17 protein-coding genes are annotated in these 19,156 nt (G+C 40.9%); 13 read left to right on the top strand and 4 right to left on the bottom strand.

What is annotated here, in order from left to right:
- Positions 1 to 81 precede the first annotated feature (81 nt).
- The 12 genes from HWE15_RS08235 (at position 82) to HWE15_RS08180 (ending at position 12,830) form a co-directional block, all read left to right on the top strand.
- A complete protein-coding gene (locus tag HWE15_RS08235) occupies positions 82 to 1,071 on the top strand; it encodes a 6-bladed beta-propeller (protein WP_290507044.1) in 990 nt (329 codons plus the stop codon).
- Between the two features lie 30 nt (positions 1,072 to 1,101).
- A complete protein-coding gene (locus HWE15_RS08230) occupies positions 1,102 to 1,482 on the top strand; it encodes a VOC family protein (RefSeq protein ID WP_290507043.1) in 381 nt (126 codons plus the stop codon).
- A 1,057-nt stretch (positions 1,483 to 2,539) separates the two neighbouring features.
- Positions 2,540 to 4,243 (top strand): GMC oxidoreductase, encoded by a 1,704-nt coding sequence (locus tag HWE15_RS08225; protein WP_290507042.1) that lies wholly within the window; start codon positions 2,540 to 2,542, stop codon positions 4,241 to 4,243.
- Positions 4,244 to 4,273: 30 nt separating this feature from the next.
- Positions 4,274 to 5,140 (top strand): sugar phosphate isomerase/epimerase, encoded by an 867-nt coding sequence (locus tag HWE15_RS08220; RefSeq protein WP_290507041.1) that lies wholly within the window; start codon positions 4,274 to 4,276, stop codon positions 5,138 to 5,140.
- A 369-nt stretch (positions 5,141 to 5,509) separates the two neighbouring features.
- Positions 5,510 to 6,319, top strand: a complete 810-nt coding sequence (locus HWE15_RS08215) for a MotA/TolQ/ExbB proton channel family protein (protein WP_290507040.1) — start codon at positions 5,510 to 5,512, stop codon at positions 6,317 to 6,319.
- A gap of 60 nt (positions 6,320 to 6,379) precedes the next feature.
- A complete protein-coding gene (locus HWE15_RS08210) occupies positions 6,380 to 6,709 on the top strand; it encodes a hypothetical protein (protein ID WP_290507039.1) in 330 nt (109 codons plus the stop codon).
- A 2-nt stretch (positions 6,710 to 6,711) separates the two neighbouring features.
- Complete coding sequence (locus HWE15_RS08205) at positions 6,712 to 7,344, top strand: biopolymer transporter ExbD (RefSeq protein WP_290507038.1); 633 nt, start codon at positions 6,712 to 6,714, stop codon at positions 7,342 to 7,344.
- Between the two features lies 1 nt (position 7,345).
- Complete coding sequence (locus tag HWE15_RS08200; RefSeq protein WP_290507037.1) at positions 7,346 to 7,810, top strand: biopolymer transporter ExbD; 465 nt, start codon at positions 7,346 to 7,348, stop codon at positions 7,808 to 7,810.
- Between the two features lie 59 nt (positions 7,811 to 7,869).
- A complete protein-coding gene (locus HWE15_RS08195; protein WP_290507036.1) occupies positions 7,870 to 9,183 on the top strand; it encodes an MFS transporter in 1,314 nt (437 codons plus the stop codon).
- A 4-nt stretch (positions 9,184 to 9,187) separates the two neighbouring features.
- Positions 9,188 to 10,657 carry an NAD(P)H-hydrate dehydratase gene (locus HWE15_RS08190; RefSeq protein WP_290507035.1) on the top strand — a complete coding sequence of 490 codons (1,470 nt, stop codon included), beginning with the start codon at positions 9,188 to 9,190 and terminating at the stop codon, positions 10,655 to 10,657.
- Positions 10,658 to 10,739: 82 nt separating this feature from the next.
- Positions 10,740 to 11,927, top strand: coding sequence for an MFS transporter (locus HWE15_RS08185; RefSeq protein ID WP_290507034.1), 1,188 nt, complete (start codon positions 10,740 to 10,742; stop codon positions 11,925 to 11,927).
- A gap of 60 nt (positions 11,928 to 11,987) precedes the next feature.
- Positions 11,988 to 12,830, top strand: a complete 843-nt coding sequence (locus HWE15_RS08180) for a DUF3667 domain-containing protein (protein ID WP_290507033.1) — start codon at positions 11,988 to 11,990, stop codon at positions 12,828 to 12,830.
- Positions 12,831 to 12,863: 33 nt separating this feature from the next.
- Here HWE15_RS08180 and fabD read toward each other — a convergent pair whose 3' ends face one another.
- On the bottom strand, positions 12,864 to 13,739 hold the full coding sequence (gene fabD, locus HWE15_RS08175) for an ACP S-malonyltransferase (RefSeq protein WP_290507032.1): 876 nt from the start codon (positions 13,737 to 13,739) through the stop codon (positions 12,864 to 12,866).
- A gap of 144 nt (positions 13,740 to 13,883) precedes the next feature.
- Positions 13,884 to 14,795 (bottom strand): LysR family transcriptional regulator, encoded by a 912-nt coding sequence (locus HWE15_RS08170; RefSeq protein ID WP_290507031.1) that lies wholly within the window; start codon positions 14,793 to 14,795, stop codon positions 13,884 to 13,886.
- Positions 14,796 to 14,881: 86 nt separating this feature from the next.
- Between HWE15_RS08170 and HWE15_RS08165 the strand changes: the two genes are divergently transcribed.
- Complete coding sequence (locus HWE15_RS08165) at positions 14,882 to 15,841, top strand: sodium-dependent bicarbonate transport family permease (RefSeq protein WP_290507030.1); 960 nt, start codon at positions 14,882 to 14,884, stop codon at positions 15,839 to 15,841.
- On the opposite strand, the gene HWE15_RS08160 is transcribed toward HWE15_RS08165, so the two are convergent.
- Complete coding sequence (locus tag HWE15_RS08160; protein ID WP_290507029.1) at positions 15,829 to 16,257, bottom strand: thiol-disulfide oxidoreductase DCC family protein; 429 nt, start codon at positions 16,255 to 16,257, stop codon at positions 15,829 to 15,831. The two genes, HWE15_RS08165 and HWE15_RS08160, sit on opposite strands and share 13 nt — an antisense overlap.
- On the bottom strand, positions 16,254 to 19,028 hold the full coding sequence (locus tag HWE15_RS08155) for a gliding motility-associated C-terminal domain-containing protein (RefSeq protein ID WP_290507028.1): 2,775 nt from the start codon (positions 19,026 to 19,028) through the stop codon (positions 16,254 to 16,256). Before HWE15_RS08155 ends, HWE15_RS08160 begins: the two co-directional genes overlap by 4 nt.
- Between the last annotated feature and the right edge of the window lie 128 nt (positions 19,029 to 19,156).

Raw genomic sequence — 19,156 nt, 5'->3', positions numbered from 1 at the left:
CATTTCACTTAACTTGAAAGAAACTATGCTATGAATTCACGTAGGAATTTTATTCAAAAGACCTCACTGATTGGACTTGCTATGAGCCTTAAACCCGATTTTTCACTTTTTGCAGCTCAAGATAAAATTTTGGGTCACGGAGACTTCCGATATAAAGTAGATATGAAGTGGGGAAATTTAGATCCCGAAAAATTCCCGGTTGTGAACTGTCATGAAATGGTCATGGATCGAAAAGGAAGAATGATCTTATTGACAGATGAACCTAGAAATAATGTGATTATTTATGATCAGTCCGGGAAGTTATTGGGGACTTGGACACTGGGATTGAAGGCGGCACATGGACTCACGCTAGTGGATGAAGGTGACGCTGAATACTTGTGGATTGTAGATAATGGAGGACGTGTGGTAAAAACCACCTTGAAGGGAACAGTCGTGTCAGAAGTGACTAATCCGATAAAAGCAGGAATCTATGAGGAGGGGATGCGCTGGACGCCTACTGAGACAGCCGTTGCGCCAAACGGGGATTTATACATTGCCGACGGCTATGGATCTCAATTTTTCTTACACTATGATTCAAAAGGGAATTTTATCCGAAAATTTGGTGGAGATGGTCATGGTGATGCTGAATTCAAAACTGCCCATGGGATCACTGTAGATCAGCGCGGTGGTAAGGAGCCTACTTTGATTTGTACCTCAAGAGGACATAATTCTTTCAAAAGGTTTTCCATGGATGGAAAGTATTTGGAGACGATTTTTCTTCCTGGGGCTTTCGTTTGTCGTCCGGTAATCCACGGGGAAAATCTCTATGCCGGCGTATGTTGGTCCAGATTAAAATATTTGGAGCAGATGGATAATTCTGGGTTTGTTACCATTCTTGATAAGAATAATCAGGTAGTTTCAAACCCAGGAGGAACAGCTCCTGAATATAGAAATGGGGAATTGCAACTGATGGTGCAATCCGACCCCGTATTTAAGCATTGTCATGATGTGTGCATAGATCAAGATGATAATATTTATGTCTGTCAATGGAATGCCGGTAAAACTTACCCGATCAAGCTGATTCGGGTTTAAGTTTAATTTTTACACTTTTGATCTTAAGTCATGAAGTCAGTTAGAATTAGTTGGTTTGAAATTCCTGTTACAGATATGAGACGGGCCATCAAATTTTATGAGGAGGTATTTGATTGTCAGTTGAATCATCAGGATTTGGGCGATTTTCAAATGGCGTTGTTTCCATCTGAAGAGGGAAGGGATGGTGCTTCAGGCAGTTTGGTCTTTCATCGAGATTTTTACGCGCCAAGTTCACATTCCGGAATTCTGATTTATTTTTTTACGGAGGATTGTGCACAGGAATTGAGTCGAGTGGAAAAAGCAGGAGGGAAGGTTTTAATTCCCAAACGTCAAATAAATCCTGAAATGGGATTTATGGGTGTTTTTTCAGATTCGGAAGGAAATCGAATCGGTATCCGCTCAAAAGTATAAAAAGGAGTGTGTTTTAGAGTTTTATTTAAATTTTTTTAAGCCATTACTTGAAAAAAGTCTTTGATTCTTCTTTCGAGTTAAATAATCCAAAAGTTTTTAGCCAGTTAAGTAGGATTTTTTCTATTCAAAACCCGGTAACCAATGGAGCTAATCAGTGGTTTTTCTTAAATTTTTCTGATGGAAATCATCTAATTTTCTCATTTGTGGATAAGTGACTGGATTTTGTTAATAATCTGTTGAAATACCATAAATTTTGTCGTGATAAATTGTGGGAAAATAAAATTTTAAAAACTTGTATTCTTATGAAATCTTGCTCAAATTTGATATTACCAAGTGAGAGATAAATGGTCGGAAAACGTTCCGGGTCTTGGTTTGAAAGTTTGGGATCAGGCACAAAGGGGAATTCACTTCGAGTGAATTTCTGAAATGGGTAACCGCAGAAGTGCTGTCAAGATGTGTTGAGCTTGGGGAAGTCTTCGGACTAATTCAAGTAATCTGTCGCTGCCACTGACTGATAATTCAGTTGGGCTTGTTGTAGACTTCGGTTTATAACTAGGTAAGCAAGGCATATGAATCAACGAACAGAGAGGCTTCGGCTTCAATGTCATCAGGCACGAAGGAACTATCCTGCAAAGGATAGTTTGAAACGGGTAAGCCGCAGAAGTGTCATCAGATCCACCCATTCGAAAGCTGTCAAAGGTTTTCCTGGGCATCAGGTGTGAAGGGCCTTGCTTTTCGGAGTAAGGTTGAGACAGGCAACTGCAGAAACACGACATGGTGGTTCAGTTGGGAATACTCTTCGGAGTAGCTTCAGATTAAAGGCTTCCTACTGGTCAACAGATGGAGCCACGAACTGTAGCTTGGCGCGATTTAACAATTACGGTTGTTAGGTTGTGGAACGGGAAGTAATCGAAAGGTTGCTTCCCGTTTTTGTTTTTAGAGCTTTAGAATGGATATTTTGATTTAAAGAATATTTCAACCATTTATATTCATTTCACTGGAATATTTACCAGGTTTTATTTTGCTTTTCCCATATTTCATTCCAACAATTTAGAAAATGTCAAATCTCAATCTGAAAGCCCAAGCCCAAAACACATATGATGCCATTGTAATAGGATCGGGAGCGAGTGGAGGTTGGGCTGCAAAAGAACTTTGTGAAAACGGACTAAAAACCTTAGTTCTTGAAAGAGGACGCATGGTGCGGCACATTGAAGATTATCCGACCGCATCCAAAGCCCCTTGGGAATTTGAGTTTAGAGGAACGGTTCCCATCGAAAAGCGTTCTGGAATCGGAGCAGCTCGATGGGGTCGAGAAGAGACTATGCATTGGGCTTTAGCGGAAGATGAACAGCCGTACATTGAAGAAAAACCTTTTCGTTGGTTTAGAGGCTACCATGTTGGTGGGAAATCCTTGCTGTGGGCCAGGGGGACTCAGCGATGGTCTGATTTTGATCTCGAAGGTCCAGCTCGTGATGGCTATGCTGTTGATTGGCCTATTCGGTACAAAGACTTGGAGCCTTGGTATAAACATGTAGAAACCTTTGTTGGGTTTTGTGGATCGAAGGACGGGTTGGATGTATTGCCTGATCAGATTGTCCAACCCGGCTTTGAATTAAGCTGCGTAGAAAAGTACTACAGCGAGCAGCTCAAAAAGATATATGGAGACCGCTATTTGATCCAAGGAAGATGTGCGCATTTGACTGATCCTCAGGAAATCCATAAACAGCAGGGGAGAAACAAATGTCAGCATCAAAATATGTGCAACAGAGGTTGTATCTATGGTGGCTATTTTTCTGCTAATGCAGCGACGCTTCCATGGGCCGAAAAAACGGGAAATCTTACTGTTCGTCCGGATTCTGTCGTGGAGTCCATTTTATATGATGAAGAAAAAGGGAAAGCAATTGGGGTCCGAATTATCGATCGGCACACCAAGGAAGCGATGGAGTTTTATGCGAAAGTCATTTTTGTCAATGCTTCAACGATTAACACCAATGCCATCCTACTAAACTCTAAATCCTCACGTTTTCCAAACGGTCTCGGAAATGATAATGGTTTGATGGGAAAATTTATGGCTTGTCATAACTATAGGGGAAAAGGCTATGCAACTTTCGAAGGCTTTTTTGACCAAGCAACTGAGGGAAGGCATCCTGGTCATGCATATGTGCCACGCTTTAGAAATGTCTACAAACAAGAGACTGATTTCCTAAGGGGATATGCTATAGGAATGTCTGGCAGTAGAAGAATAGATTCTGATACTTCAGGAATTGGCCATCAGCTAAGAGATAATATCCTCAACAGAAAATATGGTGTTTGGGGAATGGCAGCTTGGATGCAAGGTGAAGTAATCCCTATTGAATCCAATCATATGCGTTTAAGTGAGACTGAAACCGATAAATACGGGATTCCAAAAATCATCATGTCTGTAGAATGGACTGAAAATGACGATAAAATGACAGCGGATTTCCTTCAGCAACAATATGAAATGTACGAACGGATGGGATTCACCAATATTGATGTGAGCGATTCGGGAGCACCTCCGGGATCAGATATTCATGAAATGGGAGGCGTCCGTATGGGTAAAGATCCAAAGACTTCACTATTAAATAAGCATAATCAATTGCATGCATGTCCCAATGTATTTGTGACAGATGGCGCTTGTATGACTAGTACCAGTACTCAAAATCCCACCTTGATGTTTATGACTTTAACCGCTAGGGCGGCAAATTTTGCAGTCGAGGAATTAAAAAAGATGAACTTATAAAAAGTTGCTAAAACTAAAATAACCTTACCTATGAAGAATTCCTGGATGCTTATCCCAGTCCTTTTCCTCTTTTTCTTTCAAACTTTCCACACAAATGCTCAGAAAAAAGGAGACCCTATATTTCAAGTTCCGCTTGGAATAGCCTCTTATACATTCCGAAACCATTGGGAAAATGGAGTAGAAGAGACACTTGATATTATTCAAAGCTTAGGGTTTACCGAATTTGAAGGGGGAGCTCCAGCGGGTGTTAGTCCAGAAGATTTTAAGCAAATGTGTGCCGAACGAGGTATTTCGATTCCATCGACGGGGACTGGCTTTGAGCAATTGGAAAAAGATCCTCAGGCAGTAGCAGATCGAGTGAAAGCCTTGGGGGCTGACTATGTGATGTGTGCCTGGATTCCCCACAAGGTAGGGGGATTTTCGAAAGCCGATGCAGATCGGGCTATCCAAGTTTTTAATCAGGCTGGTAAAGTGCTGAAGGAAAACGGAATTACATTTAAATATCACGTGCATGGTTATGAATTCCAGCCTTATGGAGATGCTACTTTGTTAGAGTATTTGATTGAAAAAACAGATTCAGAATATGTCAAATTGCAAATGGATGTAATGTGGACATACTTCGGAGGTGGAAACCCTGCAGAACTTCTCCGGAAATACGGGGATCGCTGGGTATCCCTACATCTGAAAGACTTTAGAAAAGGAGCGCCCAAAAATTTAACTGGCTTGACAGGTCCCGAGAATGATGTTCCCCTCGGAGAAGGTGAGCTGGATTTTGTTTCGATATTGAAGGAAGCAAATCGAATTGGGATCAAGCATATGTTTATTGAAGATGAGAGCGAAAACGAATTGGAAGCCTTACCGAAGAGCATTGCTTATTTAAAAAGTTTGCGGTATTAAGCTTTTGGCCGATTCACCAAATCAGAGGATTGGCGGAAATTTTATCTAAATCCCAAGGATTTGATTTAAATAGTTAAAAAAAAGAATCTAATAATTCCTGAGATGGGTAATCTTGAAGAAAATTCTTTTTGATTTCCGAAAAAAATCCAAACCTTAGGGGCGAGTTATTAAGGGGGTAGGTTCTTTTAGATGGACGAAAAAGTTTCCGTTCATGTAAAAATTGGCCGATTCAGTGCTTAAATGCTGAATTTTTCAAAAAAATCTAAAAGGACTCATTGTTTTTTGAAGCCAAAAAATGATAACTTTAAAACTCGATTTTACTTTAGAAACCATTTAACCTTTATCAAAAGTCTATTTAAAATTCACATTATGAGAAAGTTAATCGCTTTGTTCATGCTGGCAGGTATCTTGTTTGCACCTGTTTTCGCTAACGCACAAGAAGCAGAAGCCGATAGTGCGGCTCAAGAAGAAACAACACCAGTAGCAGAGGAGCCTGCTGCATCTCCTATGATCGTCGATGACGAAATTGTAGCAGAGGAGCAAAGTTTCCATCAGGTGGTAAAAGAGAAGTTCATTGAAGGTGACCCTGTCTTCATGACTCCGGTATTGATCTGTTTGATTCTAGGTCTTGCCGTAGCTCTAGAAAGAATTATCACCTTGAACCTTTCAACAACTAATACCAAGAAGCTTCTTTCTAAAGTAGAAGATGCTTTGTCTTCTGGTGGTGTTGAAGCTGCTAAAGACGTTACAAAAAGCACTAAAGGACCTGTTGCTTCTATCTTTACTCAAGGTCTGATGAGATACTCAGAAGGCATTGAAATGGTAGAGAAATCTATCATCGCATACGGATCCGTAGAAATGGGTCGATTGGAAAAAGGTCTTGTTTGGATCTCCCTATTCATTTCACTTGCTCCAATGCTTGGGTTCATGGGTACGGTAATTGGTATGATCGGTGCATTCGACTCTATCGAAGCAGCTGGTGATATCTCTCCATCCCTTGTAGCAGGTGGTATTAAGATCGCCCTCTTGACAACCGTTGCAGGTTTGATTGTTGCGATCATCCTTCAGTTGTTCTACAACTACTGTGTGGCTAAAATTGATTCTTTGGTAAACGACATGGAAGATGCTTCTATCACTTTGGTAGACATCCTTGTGAAGCACAAATTGACTGGAAAGTAATTTCCAGGTTGATTTCGTACCAATTTATTTAATTAGTCAAACACCAAAGAAGAAACAATTATGGATACTTATGACATTTTCCTATACGTTGGATATGGTCTAGTGATCTTCGGTGCTTTCTTCGCGATTGTCATGCCTTTAATCAAGTCATTAGACAATCCGAAATCCTTGCTGAAGACCGTCGTGGGGATCGTGGCCATCGCTGTGTTGTTCTTCATTGCTTACTCTGTGTCTAGCAACGAAGTACTTCCAAAATTCGAAGCAGAGCCCTTTAACTTGACTCCTACGGGTTCACAGTTTGTAGGAGGTATGTTGATTACAACCTACATTTTAGCAATTGTAGCTCTTGTAGGTATTGTATTTACAGAATTCAATAAAGCTATTAAGTAATTATGGCTAAAAGTAAAAGCAGAATGAGTCAGGAGGTCAATGCAGGGTCCATGGCGGATATCGCCTTCCTGTTGTTGATTTTCTTTCTCGTGACGACAACGATCGCTTCGGATAAAGGGATTTTGAACGTCCTTCCTCCGAAGTTGGATCCGAATAATCCACCACCAGAAATCGACAAAAACGAGCGTAATATCTTTACGATCCTCGTCAATGCAAATGATGATCTTCTGGTAGAGGGTGAGTATCGTGAAAATGCAGAGGGTTTGGATGAGGAAATCAAAGCTTTTGTTTTGAATTTCGGTGCGCCTGATGAAGATGCACAAGCCTTGTTCAACTCACTTCCTGCTTCTCTTAGAGCGCAAGCCAAAAGAGATCCTGAATCATCTGACCATCCTGGTGAGGCAGTTATATCCATTAAAACCAACCGTGGTACTTCCTATGAAAAATACTTAGAGGTATTTGACTTAGCGAAAAAAGCGTATTTCGATATCTATGCGGAGCGCGTAAATTTGGATACAGACGAATACCGAACCTTAACTGGAAAAGATGAAGCAGAAGATGCTTTGATCGATAAAGGAAAAGAAGGAATCCCTATGGCGATTTCTATTGCAGAACCTGATAAAATCGGTAGTTGATATGGCAAAGTTTAAGAAAAAGACGAAAACCTCGGAAAGTATCCCTACCTCGGCGCTTCCTGATATTATCTTCATGCTTTTGTTCTTCTTCATGGTGACAACAGTATTGAGAGAACAGGAAATCTTGGTAGAGCAGAAAATTCCGCAAGCTACCCAGCTTCAGAAGCTGCAAAAGAAGACTCTCATTTCTTACATCTATATCGGTAAGCCCAAGAACACTGCATTGTATGGATCTGAACCACGGGTTCAGGCAAATGATGCGTTGATGAATACCACAGATATTATTCAGTGGGTAAACAGAGAGCGCGATGCGCTTCCTGAAGCTGATAGAGGAATGATCACTATTTCCATGAAAGTGGATAAAGACGTGAAAATGGGTCCTATCTCCGACGTTCAAACTGAACTTAGAGAAGCAGATGCTCGCCGAGTTCTTTATGCTTCCGTTGGAAAGGTAGTGCGTAATTAATTATTAATAATCTTTATATTGAAAGCTACTTCTTTTGAAGTAGCTTTTTTTATTTCCATATGTCTCTACTCGTTACTAACAGAAAGAAAGTCCAAAATGCTTGGGCTATGTATGACTGGGCTAATTCGGTGTATAGCTTGGTAATTACTTCTACGATATTTCCAGTCTATTACAATTCCGTTACGAAGGGAATTGATGGATCCGAAATCGTCTCTTTTTTTGGGTTTGAGATTATCAATACCGTTCTCTATTCCTATTCCATTTCTTTTTCCTTTTTAATAATTGCTTTGATATCTCCCCTTCTTTCTGGGATAGCTGATTCAAGTGGTAAAAAATTAGAGTTCATGAAGTTTTTTGCCTATTTGGGCTCCGTGGCTTGTATTGGACTTTATTTTTTTGACGGTGATAATCTTGAATGGGGAATTCTTTGTAGTGTAACAGCTAGTGTTGGATATGCGGGAAGTATTGTGTTTTACAATGCCTTCCTACCTGAAATTTCCAAAGAAAGTGAATATGATTTGTTGAGCGCCAAAGGCTTTGCCTTAGGTTATATAGGAAGTGTAATCCTTTTGGTTTTAAACCTCGCCATGATTCAAATGCCTGGAGTGTTTGGAATTCCTGAAGGAGGGATGGCGGCAAGGCTTTCATTTTTGATTACTGGGATTTGGTGGGCTGGATTTTCACAAATTCCCTTCCGAGTATTACCCAGTAATCCCTACAATAAGAAATTGAAACGGGAGCTATTTTTTCATGGCTATCAGGAGATCCGAAAAGTGCTTGGCCAAATTAGAACCATGCCCGTTATGAATAAATTTTTGGCTTCCTTTTTCTTCTACTCTATGGGAGTACAAACGGTAATGTATCTAGCTGCCACTTTTGGAGATAAAGAACTTGGTCTTCCGGGAGCTCAATTGATCATGACCATATTGATTATTCAATTTGTGGCTATCATAGGGAGTTACCTTTTTGCCTTTATTTCCAAGCGCTATGGAAACAAAATCAGCCTTGTGATCATGGTTTTGATTTGGACCTTGATCTGTGGTGCAGCCTATTATGTATACAATGTTTATGAGTTTTTCGCTTTGGCATTTGTAGTCGGCTTAGTAATGGGAGGAATTCAATCCCTTTCTCGCTCCACCTTTTCCAAGTTGATTCCAGAAAGCACGACAGACCATGCTAGTTTTTTTAGCTTCTATGATGTGACTGAGAAAATTGCAATCGTATTAGGGACCTTTTCTTATGGAATCATTGAGCAGTTGACGGGTAGCATGCGTAATTCAGCCTTATCCTTGGGAATTTTCTTCATTGTAGGTTTAGGGTTTCTTCTTTTAGTATCTATTCCTAAAAAAGAATTATCAGTAAAAGCAGGTTAAGCTTATGATTCGCATTTTACAAGGAGGATCGGTTAAAAAATTGGACAAGCTTTATTGCGATTGGAATGCGCTACCCAGTTATGATTTGATGGAGCGTGCAGCACAAGGATTTTGTCATTGGTTTATCCGAAAGGACTTTACTAAGGAGAAAAGTATCTACGTTTTTGTTGGTGCTGGAAATAATGGAGGGGACGGGTTGGCTATCGCTCGGATATTGTATGAAAAGGGTTGGGAAGTAATTGTTGCAGCTTGCTTTGATGAAGATGCCGAACTTAGTCCCGATGCCCAGAAAAATCTGGACCGTCTTCCCAAGGAGATTGAATTTACAAATTGGAGAGAGGTATCTCCTGAAGCTGATTCAATTTTTTTGGATGCGTTCCTGGGGGTTGGATTAAAAGGTGAATTGCGAAATACCGCCGAGGAAGTGGTTCAAAAGATCAATGACTTAAGCGGTATAAAAATAGCTGTTGATATTCCAAGTGGGTTGAGTTCTGAAGGAATTGCGGGTCAGAATGTAGTAGCAGCAGCTTATACAGTAACTTTTGCCTTTCCAAAATTAGCCCTTCTACTTCCTGAAAATGCGATGGCAGTAGGAGAATTAGGGCTGGTTGACATTGGAATTGGAGACGCTATTTATGAAGAGTTTGATTCTTCTTTTTTCTACATTCAATCCAAAGATATCCCAAGTTTACATCGCAAATTCCATCGATTCTCACACAAAGGAGATTTTGGAAAAATACTTTTGGTAGGAGGGAGCCCTGGTAAAATCGGGGCAATGGTTTTGGCCGCCAAAAGCGCCCTCCGTACTGGTGCTGGCTTGGTGAGCGTGCATATCGAAGAATCGGAGAGGATAATCGTGCAAACTGCCGTACCTGAGGCAATGGTCTCTTGGGGTTTAATTCCTAATCCGGAATATTATGATGCAATAGGAGTTGGACCAGGTTGGGGTATAGAGCAACGAAAAATTCTACTGGAATCACTATTTAAAAACTTTAAAAATCCGGTAGTCTTGGATGCAGATGCATTAAACCTCCTGGCAAGAAATCCTGACCTTATTGATAAAATCCCTCCTAAATCTATTCTCACCCCACATGTGGGTGAATTTGAGAGGTTGGTAGGGAAAACTGAAAGTTCGCTTGAGCGGATTGAGTTGGCAAAGAACTTTTCAAAGAAATACCAGGTGATTCTGGTCCTTAAAGGCGCAAATACACTTATTTCTTTTCCAGATGGAAGACAAATGTTTAATAGTACAGGGTCTCCCTTTATGGCAACAGGAGGGGCAGGAGATACCCTGACAGGGATGCTTACTGCTTTTCTGGGAATGGGATATTCACCCGAGAATGCGGCTATTTGTGGAGTATTTCATCATGGTTTAGCAGGAGAGTTGGCGGGAGAAATGAATAAACGTGGAACAATAGCCTCAGATATTATTGAGAAGATTCCCGAAACATATGGTGTATTAGGAATTGAATAATTGAAAAGATCAATTCAAAAAATAAAAGGGAACTGAGGAAAACTATCGGAATGAAAACTGGGTTCTGGGCTAAAGTATTTTTATGAACAAGGAAAAGTTACTGCTTTGGACATTAGCGGCAATCAATTTTATCCATATCGTGGATTTTATGATTCTGATGCCGCTTGGTCCGCAGTTGATGCGGATTTTTGAGATTTCTCCAAGCGAGTTTGGCCTTTTGGTTTCTTCTTATACATTTAGTGCTGGGGTTTCGAGTTTCTTTGGAGCCTTCTTTTTGGATCGATTTGATCGAAAGCAAATTCTCTTATGGGTCTATGTTGGCTTTACTATAGCGACACTTGGATGCGCTCTTTCCCCCAGCTATTTTATTTTATTAATGGCACGAATCTTATCGGGGCTTTTTGGAGGCTTGACTTCTGCCCTGATTTTAGCAATCATAGGCGATGTAATTCCTGATGTACGAAGGGGAAGAGCGATGGGCTTGGTCATGGCTGCTTTTTCGGTTGCTTCTGTTTTAGGGGTTCCATTAGGTTTGTTTTTGGCGGGTCTTTCGGATTGGCATACCCCATTTTTTATTCTGACAGCGCTTTCTTTTATCAGTTTGGGGATGATTTTCAAATTCATTCCAAGTATCTCAGGTCATTTGGAACAAGAACTCCAACGTCCTCATCCTATGGTCGTGGTTCGTCGAGTGACAAGTAATCCCAATCAAATGCGGGCCATCACGCTATCGGTGATGATGATGTTTGGCCAGTTTATGATCATTCCTTTTTTAAGCCCTTACACGGTAGCCAATGTGGGATTCACTGAATTACAATTGACCTACATTTATATGGCGGGTGGTGCTTTCACTATCTTCACTTCTCCCTGGGTAGGAAAAATGTCCGATAAATATGGGAAGCTTCGAATTTTCACCATTTTCATGACGTTGAATGTAATCCCGATTGCGATCATTACGCATTTGGGGGTTACACCCATTCCTTTTGTTTTAATGGTTTCTACCATGTTTTTTGTGACTTCGAATGGGCGCTATGTTCCAGCTGCCGCTATCATTACAGGTACTGCCAAGCCAGAAAATCGAGGGAGTTTTCTGAGTTTCAACTCAGCTATTCAGCAATTAGCAACTGGTGTGGCTTCTTTGATTGCTGGGATGATAATTGGAGAAAATGCTGCAGGGCAATTAACCAATTATAATATTGTTGGGTATTTGGCTATTGCATTTAGCTTGCTTTGTATTCCTTTGGCAAGAAGGGTGAAGGTGGTGAGTTGATTTACGCTTTTTGAATAAAGCATTTTTTTTACCCAACTTATACCACGGTAATTTTCTGATATGGATACTCAAAGAGAACGTTGTCCCGCTTGTGACACCTTGTTTCAGGGTTCCTTTTGCCATGAATGTGGAGAAAAAAGAATTAGTCCTGAGGATAAAAAGCTTCGTCATTTTTTAGAAGAATTGGTAGCATCTGTTTTCGTGGCAGATGGAAAATTCTTCAGGACAATCAAACTTCTCATTTCCAAACCGGGAGCGTTGACCCACTCATTTATTTTGGGTGTTAGGAAAAAATACCTATCTCCGTTTCAAATGTTCTTTTTTGCTAACCTTATCTATTTCATTTTTCCTGTCATTTCAACTTTCAATACCTCGCTTTATATCCAAATGAACGGCTTGCCCTACAGCGCAATTGTGCGACCATTAGTGGAGCAAAAAGTTCAGGATGAAGGACTAAAAATGGAAGAATTCACCGAAGTATTCGAGCGGAATTCAGAATCCATAGCAAAACTACTGCTTATCATTTTGGTGATTATGCAGGGAGTGGTACTGCGTGTGCTGTTTCGGAAGAGGAGAGATTTGTACTTCTTAGATTTTCTTGCGGAAGCAGCTTATTTCTATGGTTTTTATATATTGATTTTTTTGGTTGCGGTGCCTGGTTTATTTGTTCTTCTTCAGAATCAACTAGATTTTCGATTTGGGTGGTTTTTTAATGAGACTTCTCTCAGCATATTTTTCTTAGTCGCCATCTGGATTTATGGGTTTTTTCAAATGAAAAGAGCTTTCACTATTTCAAAATGGGAATCCCTCTGGAAGAGTTTGGTATTGGGCCTATGGGTGATTCCTGGTTTTATTATTTACCGCTTTATTTTGTTTTGGGTGTCCTTTTGGATGAGTAGCTAAAAAAAGACCTGCATTTTTGCAGGTCCTCCGTTTTTATAATCCAGAGACGATGGCCTCCGGATGAATTTTTTTGACTAATCCTTGGAGGACTTTTCCCGGACCGCATTCCACAAATTCGGTTGCGCCGTCCTGAACCATATTTTGGACGGATTGGGTCCATTTAACCGGTGCGGTGAGCTGGGCTATCAAATTCGCTTTGATCTCGTTGACATCGCTTACAGCAGTGGTGCTGACATTCTGGTATATTGGGCAAGTTCCCTCATTGAAAACGGTGTTTTCAATTGCTTTCTGAAGTTTTTCGCGTGCCGGCTCCATCAAAGGAGAATGGAAAGCTCCTCCAACAGGAAGTGGCAATGCACGTTTAGCTCCCGCTTCCTTCATTTTCTCACACGCAATAGCAATTCCCTGATTGGACCCGGAAATAACCAATTGACCCGGACAGTTGTAATTTGCCGGAACCACAACTTCATCTTTAATGCTGGCGCAAATCCCTTCTACTTTTTCATCCGCCAAACCCAAAATGGCAGCCATCGCAGAGGGATTGATCTCGCATGCTTCCTGCATCGCCATTGCTCGCTGGTAGACAAGTTTCAATCCATCTTCAAAAGCCAATACACCATTTGCCACCAAAGCCGAAAACTCTCCCAAGGAATGTCCCGCGACCATATCCGGGTTGAAATCAGGAGTTGTTTTGGCCAAAACCACGGAATGAAGAAAAATAGCCGGCTGGGTCACTTGTGTTTGTTTGAGTTCTTCGGTAGTTCCTTCAAACATCACATCGGTGATTCGGAAGCCAAGAATCTCATTGGCTTGCTCGAATAGTTCCTTTGCTGCCGAATTGGTTTCGTACAGTTCCTTGCCCATCCCTGGGAATTGGGCTCCCTGCCCTGGAAAAACAAATGCTTTCATATGTTTATAATTTTCTTTTAATGATAAAGAGGTTAAAAAAGAAAGATGCTACCATTCCTGAATGCAGCGATCCGTTCTCGTATTATGCGCTGTTGTTTGATTGGCACAAATATAGGGCTTTTCCCAAAGGCAGAGGAGAAGAGATTAGGCTAAAAGGCGACCAAAGACCTCCTGATGATTTTCAGAAATCCAGCGGATGAAGGCAATGACAGCGGGTGAATGTTTTTTTTGACGAAGCCATACCAGCTTCCAATCAGCTTCTAATGGAAGGCCTTCTACTTCCAGAATTTTGATTCTTTTTTCCGGGATCTCTTTTCGCATGGAGTATTGAGATAAAATTGTCGCTCCCAATCCAGCCATTACAGCCTGTTTGACCGCTTCATTAGTCGAAAGTTCCATTTTACTTTGAATAGTGATATCCCGTTCTTCAAAGAATTTCTCCATCATTACCCGAGTTCCAGAACCTTTCTCCCGCAGTATAAAAGGGATTTTTTGCCATTCATTTTCCTGGATTAATTTCTGATAATGTTCAGCATGCTCAGGAGAAGACACGAGGAACCATTTGTTTTCGGCTAGGGTCAATGTCTCCAGATCCATGTCCTCCGGTGAAAGGGTTACCAAGGCTAAATCAGTACTATTTTCCTCCAAGTGGGCTAGAACTTTGTAACGGTTAGAAACTTCCAAACTTATTTCTACGTGGGGGTGAAGTTTCATGAATTCCGCCATCAAATAAGGGATGATGTATTTTCCGGTGGAGACTGAAGAAATGCGAATTTTTCCAGCTAATAAGCCTTTTAATTCAAGCATTCGTTGCTCGATTTGCCCCAATTCCTCAAAAATCTTTTCAGTAATCTCTACTAATTCTTGCCCAAATTCAGTGATATGAACCTTTTTACCTATCACTTCAGTCAAAGGAACATCAAATTGATCCTGAAGATTTTTTAGCTGCATGGATACAGCTGGCTGGGTCATGTCTAGGGACTTTGCTGCTTTCGTTATACTTTGGTATTTGGATACAGCGTGTAAAGCACGGAGTTGATTAAAAGAAATATTCATAATTAAATCTGATACAAAAATATAATACGATAAAAAAAAATTATGTTTTTATTTTATTACAATTTTTTCTGACAAATCTTTGTGCCATGAATTTTGAAATTCTAATCAATAACTTAACCAATCCCAGTCTTCTTTTCTTCGTATTAGGAATCTTGGCGGTTAAGTTCAAAAGTGACTTGGAGATTCCTCCAACCTCAGCCAAGTTTATTGCTCTTTACTTGATGCTTTCCATTGGCTTCAAAGGTGGTCAAGAGCTTTCCCATAGCCAATTTGAAATGTATATCATCTGGGCCCTAGTGTTTGGATTGGTTCTGTCGGCTGCTGTTCCCTTTTATACCTTCTTTATTTTGCGCCCACGTTTGGGAACAGCCAATGCTGCTGCTATTTCTGCTGCCTATGGTTCGATTTCAGCGGTGACTTTTGTTGCAGCTGCTTCATTTTTAGATACCCAGGGAGAAACATTTGGAGGACACATGGTTGCCGTAATGGCATTGATGGAAGCTCCGGCAATTATTTCCGGAGTGATATTACTTCGGAAATATTCTGATAACAAAACGCCAGGTGGGGTTAAAGGAATTGTCAAACATGCCTTTACCAACGGTTCTGTGTTATTGATTTTGGGTAGTTTGGTGATCGGATTGATAGCAGATGAGAAACAGGCAGAAGGTATCAAGCCTTTTGTTACGGATATTTTCAAAGGCTTTCTTGCTGTTTTCCTTTTAGATATGGGGATAAGAAGTGGGAGGAAGTTAAAGGCATTTTTCAAAAACGGGTACTTCTCAACGGTCTTTGCTATTTTGGTCCCGTTGATTAATGGTAGTATTGTATCAGTGTTGAGTTATTGGATAGTCCCAGCAGTAGGAGATCGCTTTATTTTTGCCATTTTGGCGGCGAGTGCGTCCTACATTGCCGTACCTGCTGCGATGAAACTCGCTAATCCTAAAGCAGATGAGGGGCTCTATATTCCAATGGCCTTAGCCATCACCTTCCCATTCAATATTACCTTGGGGATGCCGATTTATTGGATGATTATTCAGGCTTTTTGAGAAAAAGTCTGAGGAGATAAGAACTTAGCTCTTTCCTCTGGAGTGGGGATTCTACAGGTAGATTTTTTTCCAAACCAGCGATATCGATTTCGTCCAATCCAATCATAAATAGGATCTCTTAGCCAGCTTGGTAAAACAACGAACCCATAAAATAGTGGCCAAAGTCCGCTCAGTTGTTTGGCTATTTTTAAGGCTGCAGTACTCCGGTAAAAAATCTTGCCTTTTTCAAGCAAAACCAATGAGTCTAGATAATCCGGTTTGACCGAATAATTTGAAAGGACTTTCTTGGAAAACTCATCTTGCAAAGCACCCACAAGAAACTGGTTTTTTTTATCCCGTTGCAGAATGAAATCGATGGAGCGGTTGCAAAGATTACAGACTCCATCGAAGAATATTACTGATTTGGATTCATTCATCGAAGAATTTGAATGGTCCCTTTTAGCTCTTGCTCTTTTTGGCTCGGGTCCAGCACATCAAAGGTTACCTTACCCGAGTAGAAGTAGGTTCCTGCTGGAAGATCATTTCCGTTTTTGTCTCTTCCATCCCAACGGATGAACACGTCATTTTCTGAGGATTCCAAGCTATTGTAGCTGAATACTTCTGCACCCCAACGGTTGACAATGAATATTTCCACGCCTAAAACAAAGCGTGGGCATTGGGAGAATGGATTGTCAAACGCAATAAAGGTATCATTTAAGCCATCTCCATTTGGCGTAAAGGCATTCGGAAGTTCGTAGAATGGACAGTTGTCCACGCATACGATATTGCTTGGTTCACTTTCATTTCCAGATCGATCAATTGCAGTAATGTAATAGCAGCCTCGGAAGGTGGTTAGATTTGAAATCCGTGTAGACAGTTCCAAAGAACTGAGTTCGGCAATAAGCTCAAACTGACCTTCCTCTCCATCAGGGGTGTAATACAAACGATAACCAGAAAGTTCATCATCACAATCCCCGGAGAAGTTAGGTTGCCAGCTTAAATCGTGGAAATATGTATTGGTATTACAAGGCTGTTCTGCTAAATATTCAGAACAAACAGGCCCATCAAAAGTCAGAACCGGAGGACAAGGAAGTCGATTGTCATCTGGTTTTGCACAAACAATTTGTGACTTGTTTTCCAATGGATATTCAAGTCCTGCCACATTGTAAGCTCCTTTTGTGATTACATAGTAACAGTATTCAATTTCTCTTTCAAGAGGAATTCCATTGAAACTTCCATCATCTAAGAAGGTGAACCCATTCTGGGTGACATCCACTTCTGCGATCAACTCAAAAGTGTCGGCATCTTGGGCATTGGCATCAGTTCTATTTCGGTAGACCTCATGCTTATATTCTCCAATAGAATTGTTCCAAGGAACTTCAAACCTCCAATTCAACTCAATGGCTTGGTTGATAATCGTTGGTTCAAGCCTAACAGAAGAGGCCGTTGAGGAAGTGTCTATTTTCGTTCCATTATCCAGAAGGATAACTTTGTAATTGTAGACAAGGTCTTCTGTATTCAAGCCTGTATCTGTAAAAAGCGTATCGCTCGTTACACCCAAACTAATTCGATTTGTAGATCCCGTGAAACCTTCTTGGCGGATGAGCTCATAGGAATAGGGGCCTGGAAACTGAATGGAATCTATGTCATAGGGTGGAGTCCATTTCACAAATATTTCCCCATCCTGTTCATTAGTTGCCTCAATGCTTACATTGGTGATGATTGGAACATCTACATCGATGGTAATACAGATTTCTTCGGAAACGATACTTTCTCCCAATCTTGGCTCAGGGAATGCTGCTACTAAGCGGTAACAGTAGGTGTTTCCTGGAGCTAATCCTTCCCCTCCATTCAAATCGGTGAAGCTGAAAGTCTCCATATCTGTGATTCCAATTAATTCATATCCTGCCCGGATTCCTGTTTCACAGCTATCTGGTACGTATGGATCTGAATTTATTCGTCTCCAAACCTGCATTTCACTTGCAGAATTTCCACAGACATACGGATCCCAATTGAGTTCTACGGTTCTTCCTGTTTGTTGCTCTAAATCATCCCAAACAGGAGGCGGTCCAATTACCTTAATTCGCCAAGTACGAATGTCCACTAAGGAAGGTCCTGATTGAGGTTGGTCCGTGATTCGCACGCGCACATCGTATTCCCGAGCCCGGACATGGTTGCAGACTGTTTGCCAGGTGAAATCAACGATTCCCGGTGAATCTTGGAAAGTTGGTTCCGGACTATAAGAAGCAGGGGAAGTGGTAATTTCCATTGGTTCTCCAAAAACCTCGATTTTGATGGGGTCACCGTCCGGATCCTGTCCTTGAATTATTTCTTCGATCAAGGTTCCTGCTTCCACACAGAGATCGGGTGGAAGAATTAATTCCGGTCGGCGGTTATTGGAGTTTTCGATTATGATCTGCATGTCCCGAACTACATATCCGATCTGAGTCCAGACACCATCAAGTTTTCTAAATTCTTTGATTCGGAAAGCAACGTTAAACTGTCCCGCTGTACCTGGGGCATCCCAAATTAAATCACCGAAAATTTCATCAATTGAAAATAAAGCAGGAGTGGCACCTGATTCTTGATTTGTAGAAAATTCAGTGACATTTGGGTCTCTGTAATTATTTACTGGTCTCTGGAAAGCTTGTTTTGGAATATCCAATTCATAAGCTAAGCTATCTCCATCAGGGTCATAAGCTCCTGGATTGTGAATAAATCGAACGTTTACTGCGCCATTATCCACAGGTGGAATCGTAAGAACGGGGGAATTATTGACCCCAATAAAAGGATCAATTGTGATTTGAGTCTCTACATAAAAAGGGGTGTCCACGGAATTATCCATGTTCAAGGTCAAATCATTTCGGTTGAACTCCTGAAAACGGATGGTGTAAGTACCAGGTCCTTGGAATGTATGTGTAATGACAAAAGTGTTTTTTTCTACCTGAGGAGCTACAAGTTCAACCAAGGAAAAATCACTTTCCGTATTCAATTGCTCTTCCCGACCATCTCCAAAATTGATCACTCCCGGGCCAAAAACTACATTGGAACGTGTATCAGTGTAGCCAACTACCGTGATTCGGTAAGTTAAGGTTTGTACGGAGATCCGTTCTGCGATAATCTCACCTGCTCGGATGTGTGTGGCCAAGGCCTCTGTAAGAGCCCCTAGCAGAAAGAAAAAAAATGCTACGGAATATTTCAACTTCATAGTTTTTCAGTTTCACCTTTATATCAAACACCTTTCATTCCAGAAAGTTGAAGGTGCTAATAGACAGCTTTTCTTAGCTCTATACGAAATAAATAGAAGTAAGTAGAAAATCTGCGCAAATTCAAACA

Origin of the sequence: Algoriphagus sp., from assembly GCF_013373065.1 — a bacterium.
GTDB lineage: Bacteria > Bacteroidota > Bacteroidia > Cytophagales > Cyclobacteriaceae > Algoriphagus.
Note: the sequence above shows the minus strand (reverse complement) of the source record. Positions and strands in the feature narration are given on the sequence as shown.

Excerpts from the sequence above, each read along its gene's own strand:
- HWE15_RS08160 (WP_290507029.1), bottom strand. The coding sequence starts at position 16,257 with ATGAATGAATCCAAATCAGTAATATTCTTCGATGGAGTCTGTAATCTT.
- HWE15_RS08185 (WP_290507034.1), top strand. The coding sequence starts at position 10,740 with ATGAACAAGGAAAAGTTACTGCTTTGGACATTAGCGGCAATCAATTTT.
- HWE15_RS08190 (WP_290507035.1), top strand. The coding sequence starts at position 9,188 with ATGATTCGCATTTTACAAGGAGGATCGGTTAAAAAATTGGACAAGCTT.
- HWE15_RS08170 (WP_290507031.1), bottom strand. The coding sequence starts at position 14,795 with ATGAATATTTCTTTTAATCAACTCCGTGCTTTACACGCTGTATCCAAA.
- HWE15_RS08200 (WP_290507037.1), top strand. The coding sequence starts at position 7,346 with ATGGCAAAGTTTAAGAAAAAGACGAAAACCTCGGAAAGTATCCCTACC.
- HWE15_RS08180 (WP_290507033.1), top strand. The coding sequence starts at position 11,988 with ATGGATACTCAAAGAGAACGTTGTCCCGCTTGTGACACCTTGTTTCAG.
- HWE15_RS08205 (WP_290507038.1), top strand. The coding sequence starts at position 6,712 with ATGGCTAAAAGTAAAAGCAGAATGAGTCAGGAGGTCAATGCAGGGTCC.
- HWE15_RS08230 (WP_290507043.1), top strand. The coding sequence starts at position 1,102 with ATGAAGTCAGTTAGAATTAGTTGGTTTGAAATTCCTGTTACAGATATG.
- HWE15_RS08235 (WP_290507044.1), top strand. The coding sequence starts at position 82 with ATGAGCCTTAAACCCGATTTTTCACTTTTTGCAGCTCAAGATAAAATT.
- HWE15_RS08195 (WP_290507036.1), top strand. The coding sequence starts at position 7,870 with ATGTCTCTACTCGTTACTAACAGAAAGAAAGTCCAAAATGCTTGGGCT.
- HWE15_RS08210 (WP_290507039.1), top strand. The coding sequence starts at position 6,380 with ATGGATACTTATGACATTTTCCTATACGTTGGATATGGTCTAGTGATC.
- HWE15_RS08155 (WP_290507028.1), bottom strand. The coding sequence starts at position 19,028 with ATGAAGTTGAAATATTCCGTAGCATTTTTTTTCTTTCTGCTAGGGGCT.
- HWE15_RS08165 (WP_290507030.1), top strand. The coding sequence starts at position 14,882 with ATGAATTTTGAAATTCTAATCAATAACTTAACCAATCCCAGTCTTCTT.
- HWE15_RS08220 (WP_290507041.1), top strand. The coding sequence starts at position 4,274 with ATGAAGAATTCCTGGATGCTTATCCCAGTCCTTTTCCTCTTTTTCTTT.
- HWE15_RS08225 (WP_290507042.1), top strand. The coding sequence starts at position 2,540 with ATGTCAAATCTCAATCTGAAAGCCCAAGCCCAAAACACATATGATGCC.
- fabD (WP_290507032.1), bottom strand. The coding sequence starts at position 13,739 with ATGAAAGCATTTGTTTTTCCAGGGCAGGGAGCCCAATTCCCAGGGATG.
- HWE15_RS08215 (WP_290507040.1), top strand. The coding sequence starts at position 5,510 with ATGAGAAAGTTAATCGCTTTGTTCATGCTGGCAGGTATCTTGTTTGCA.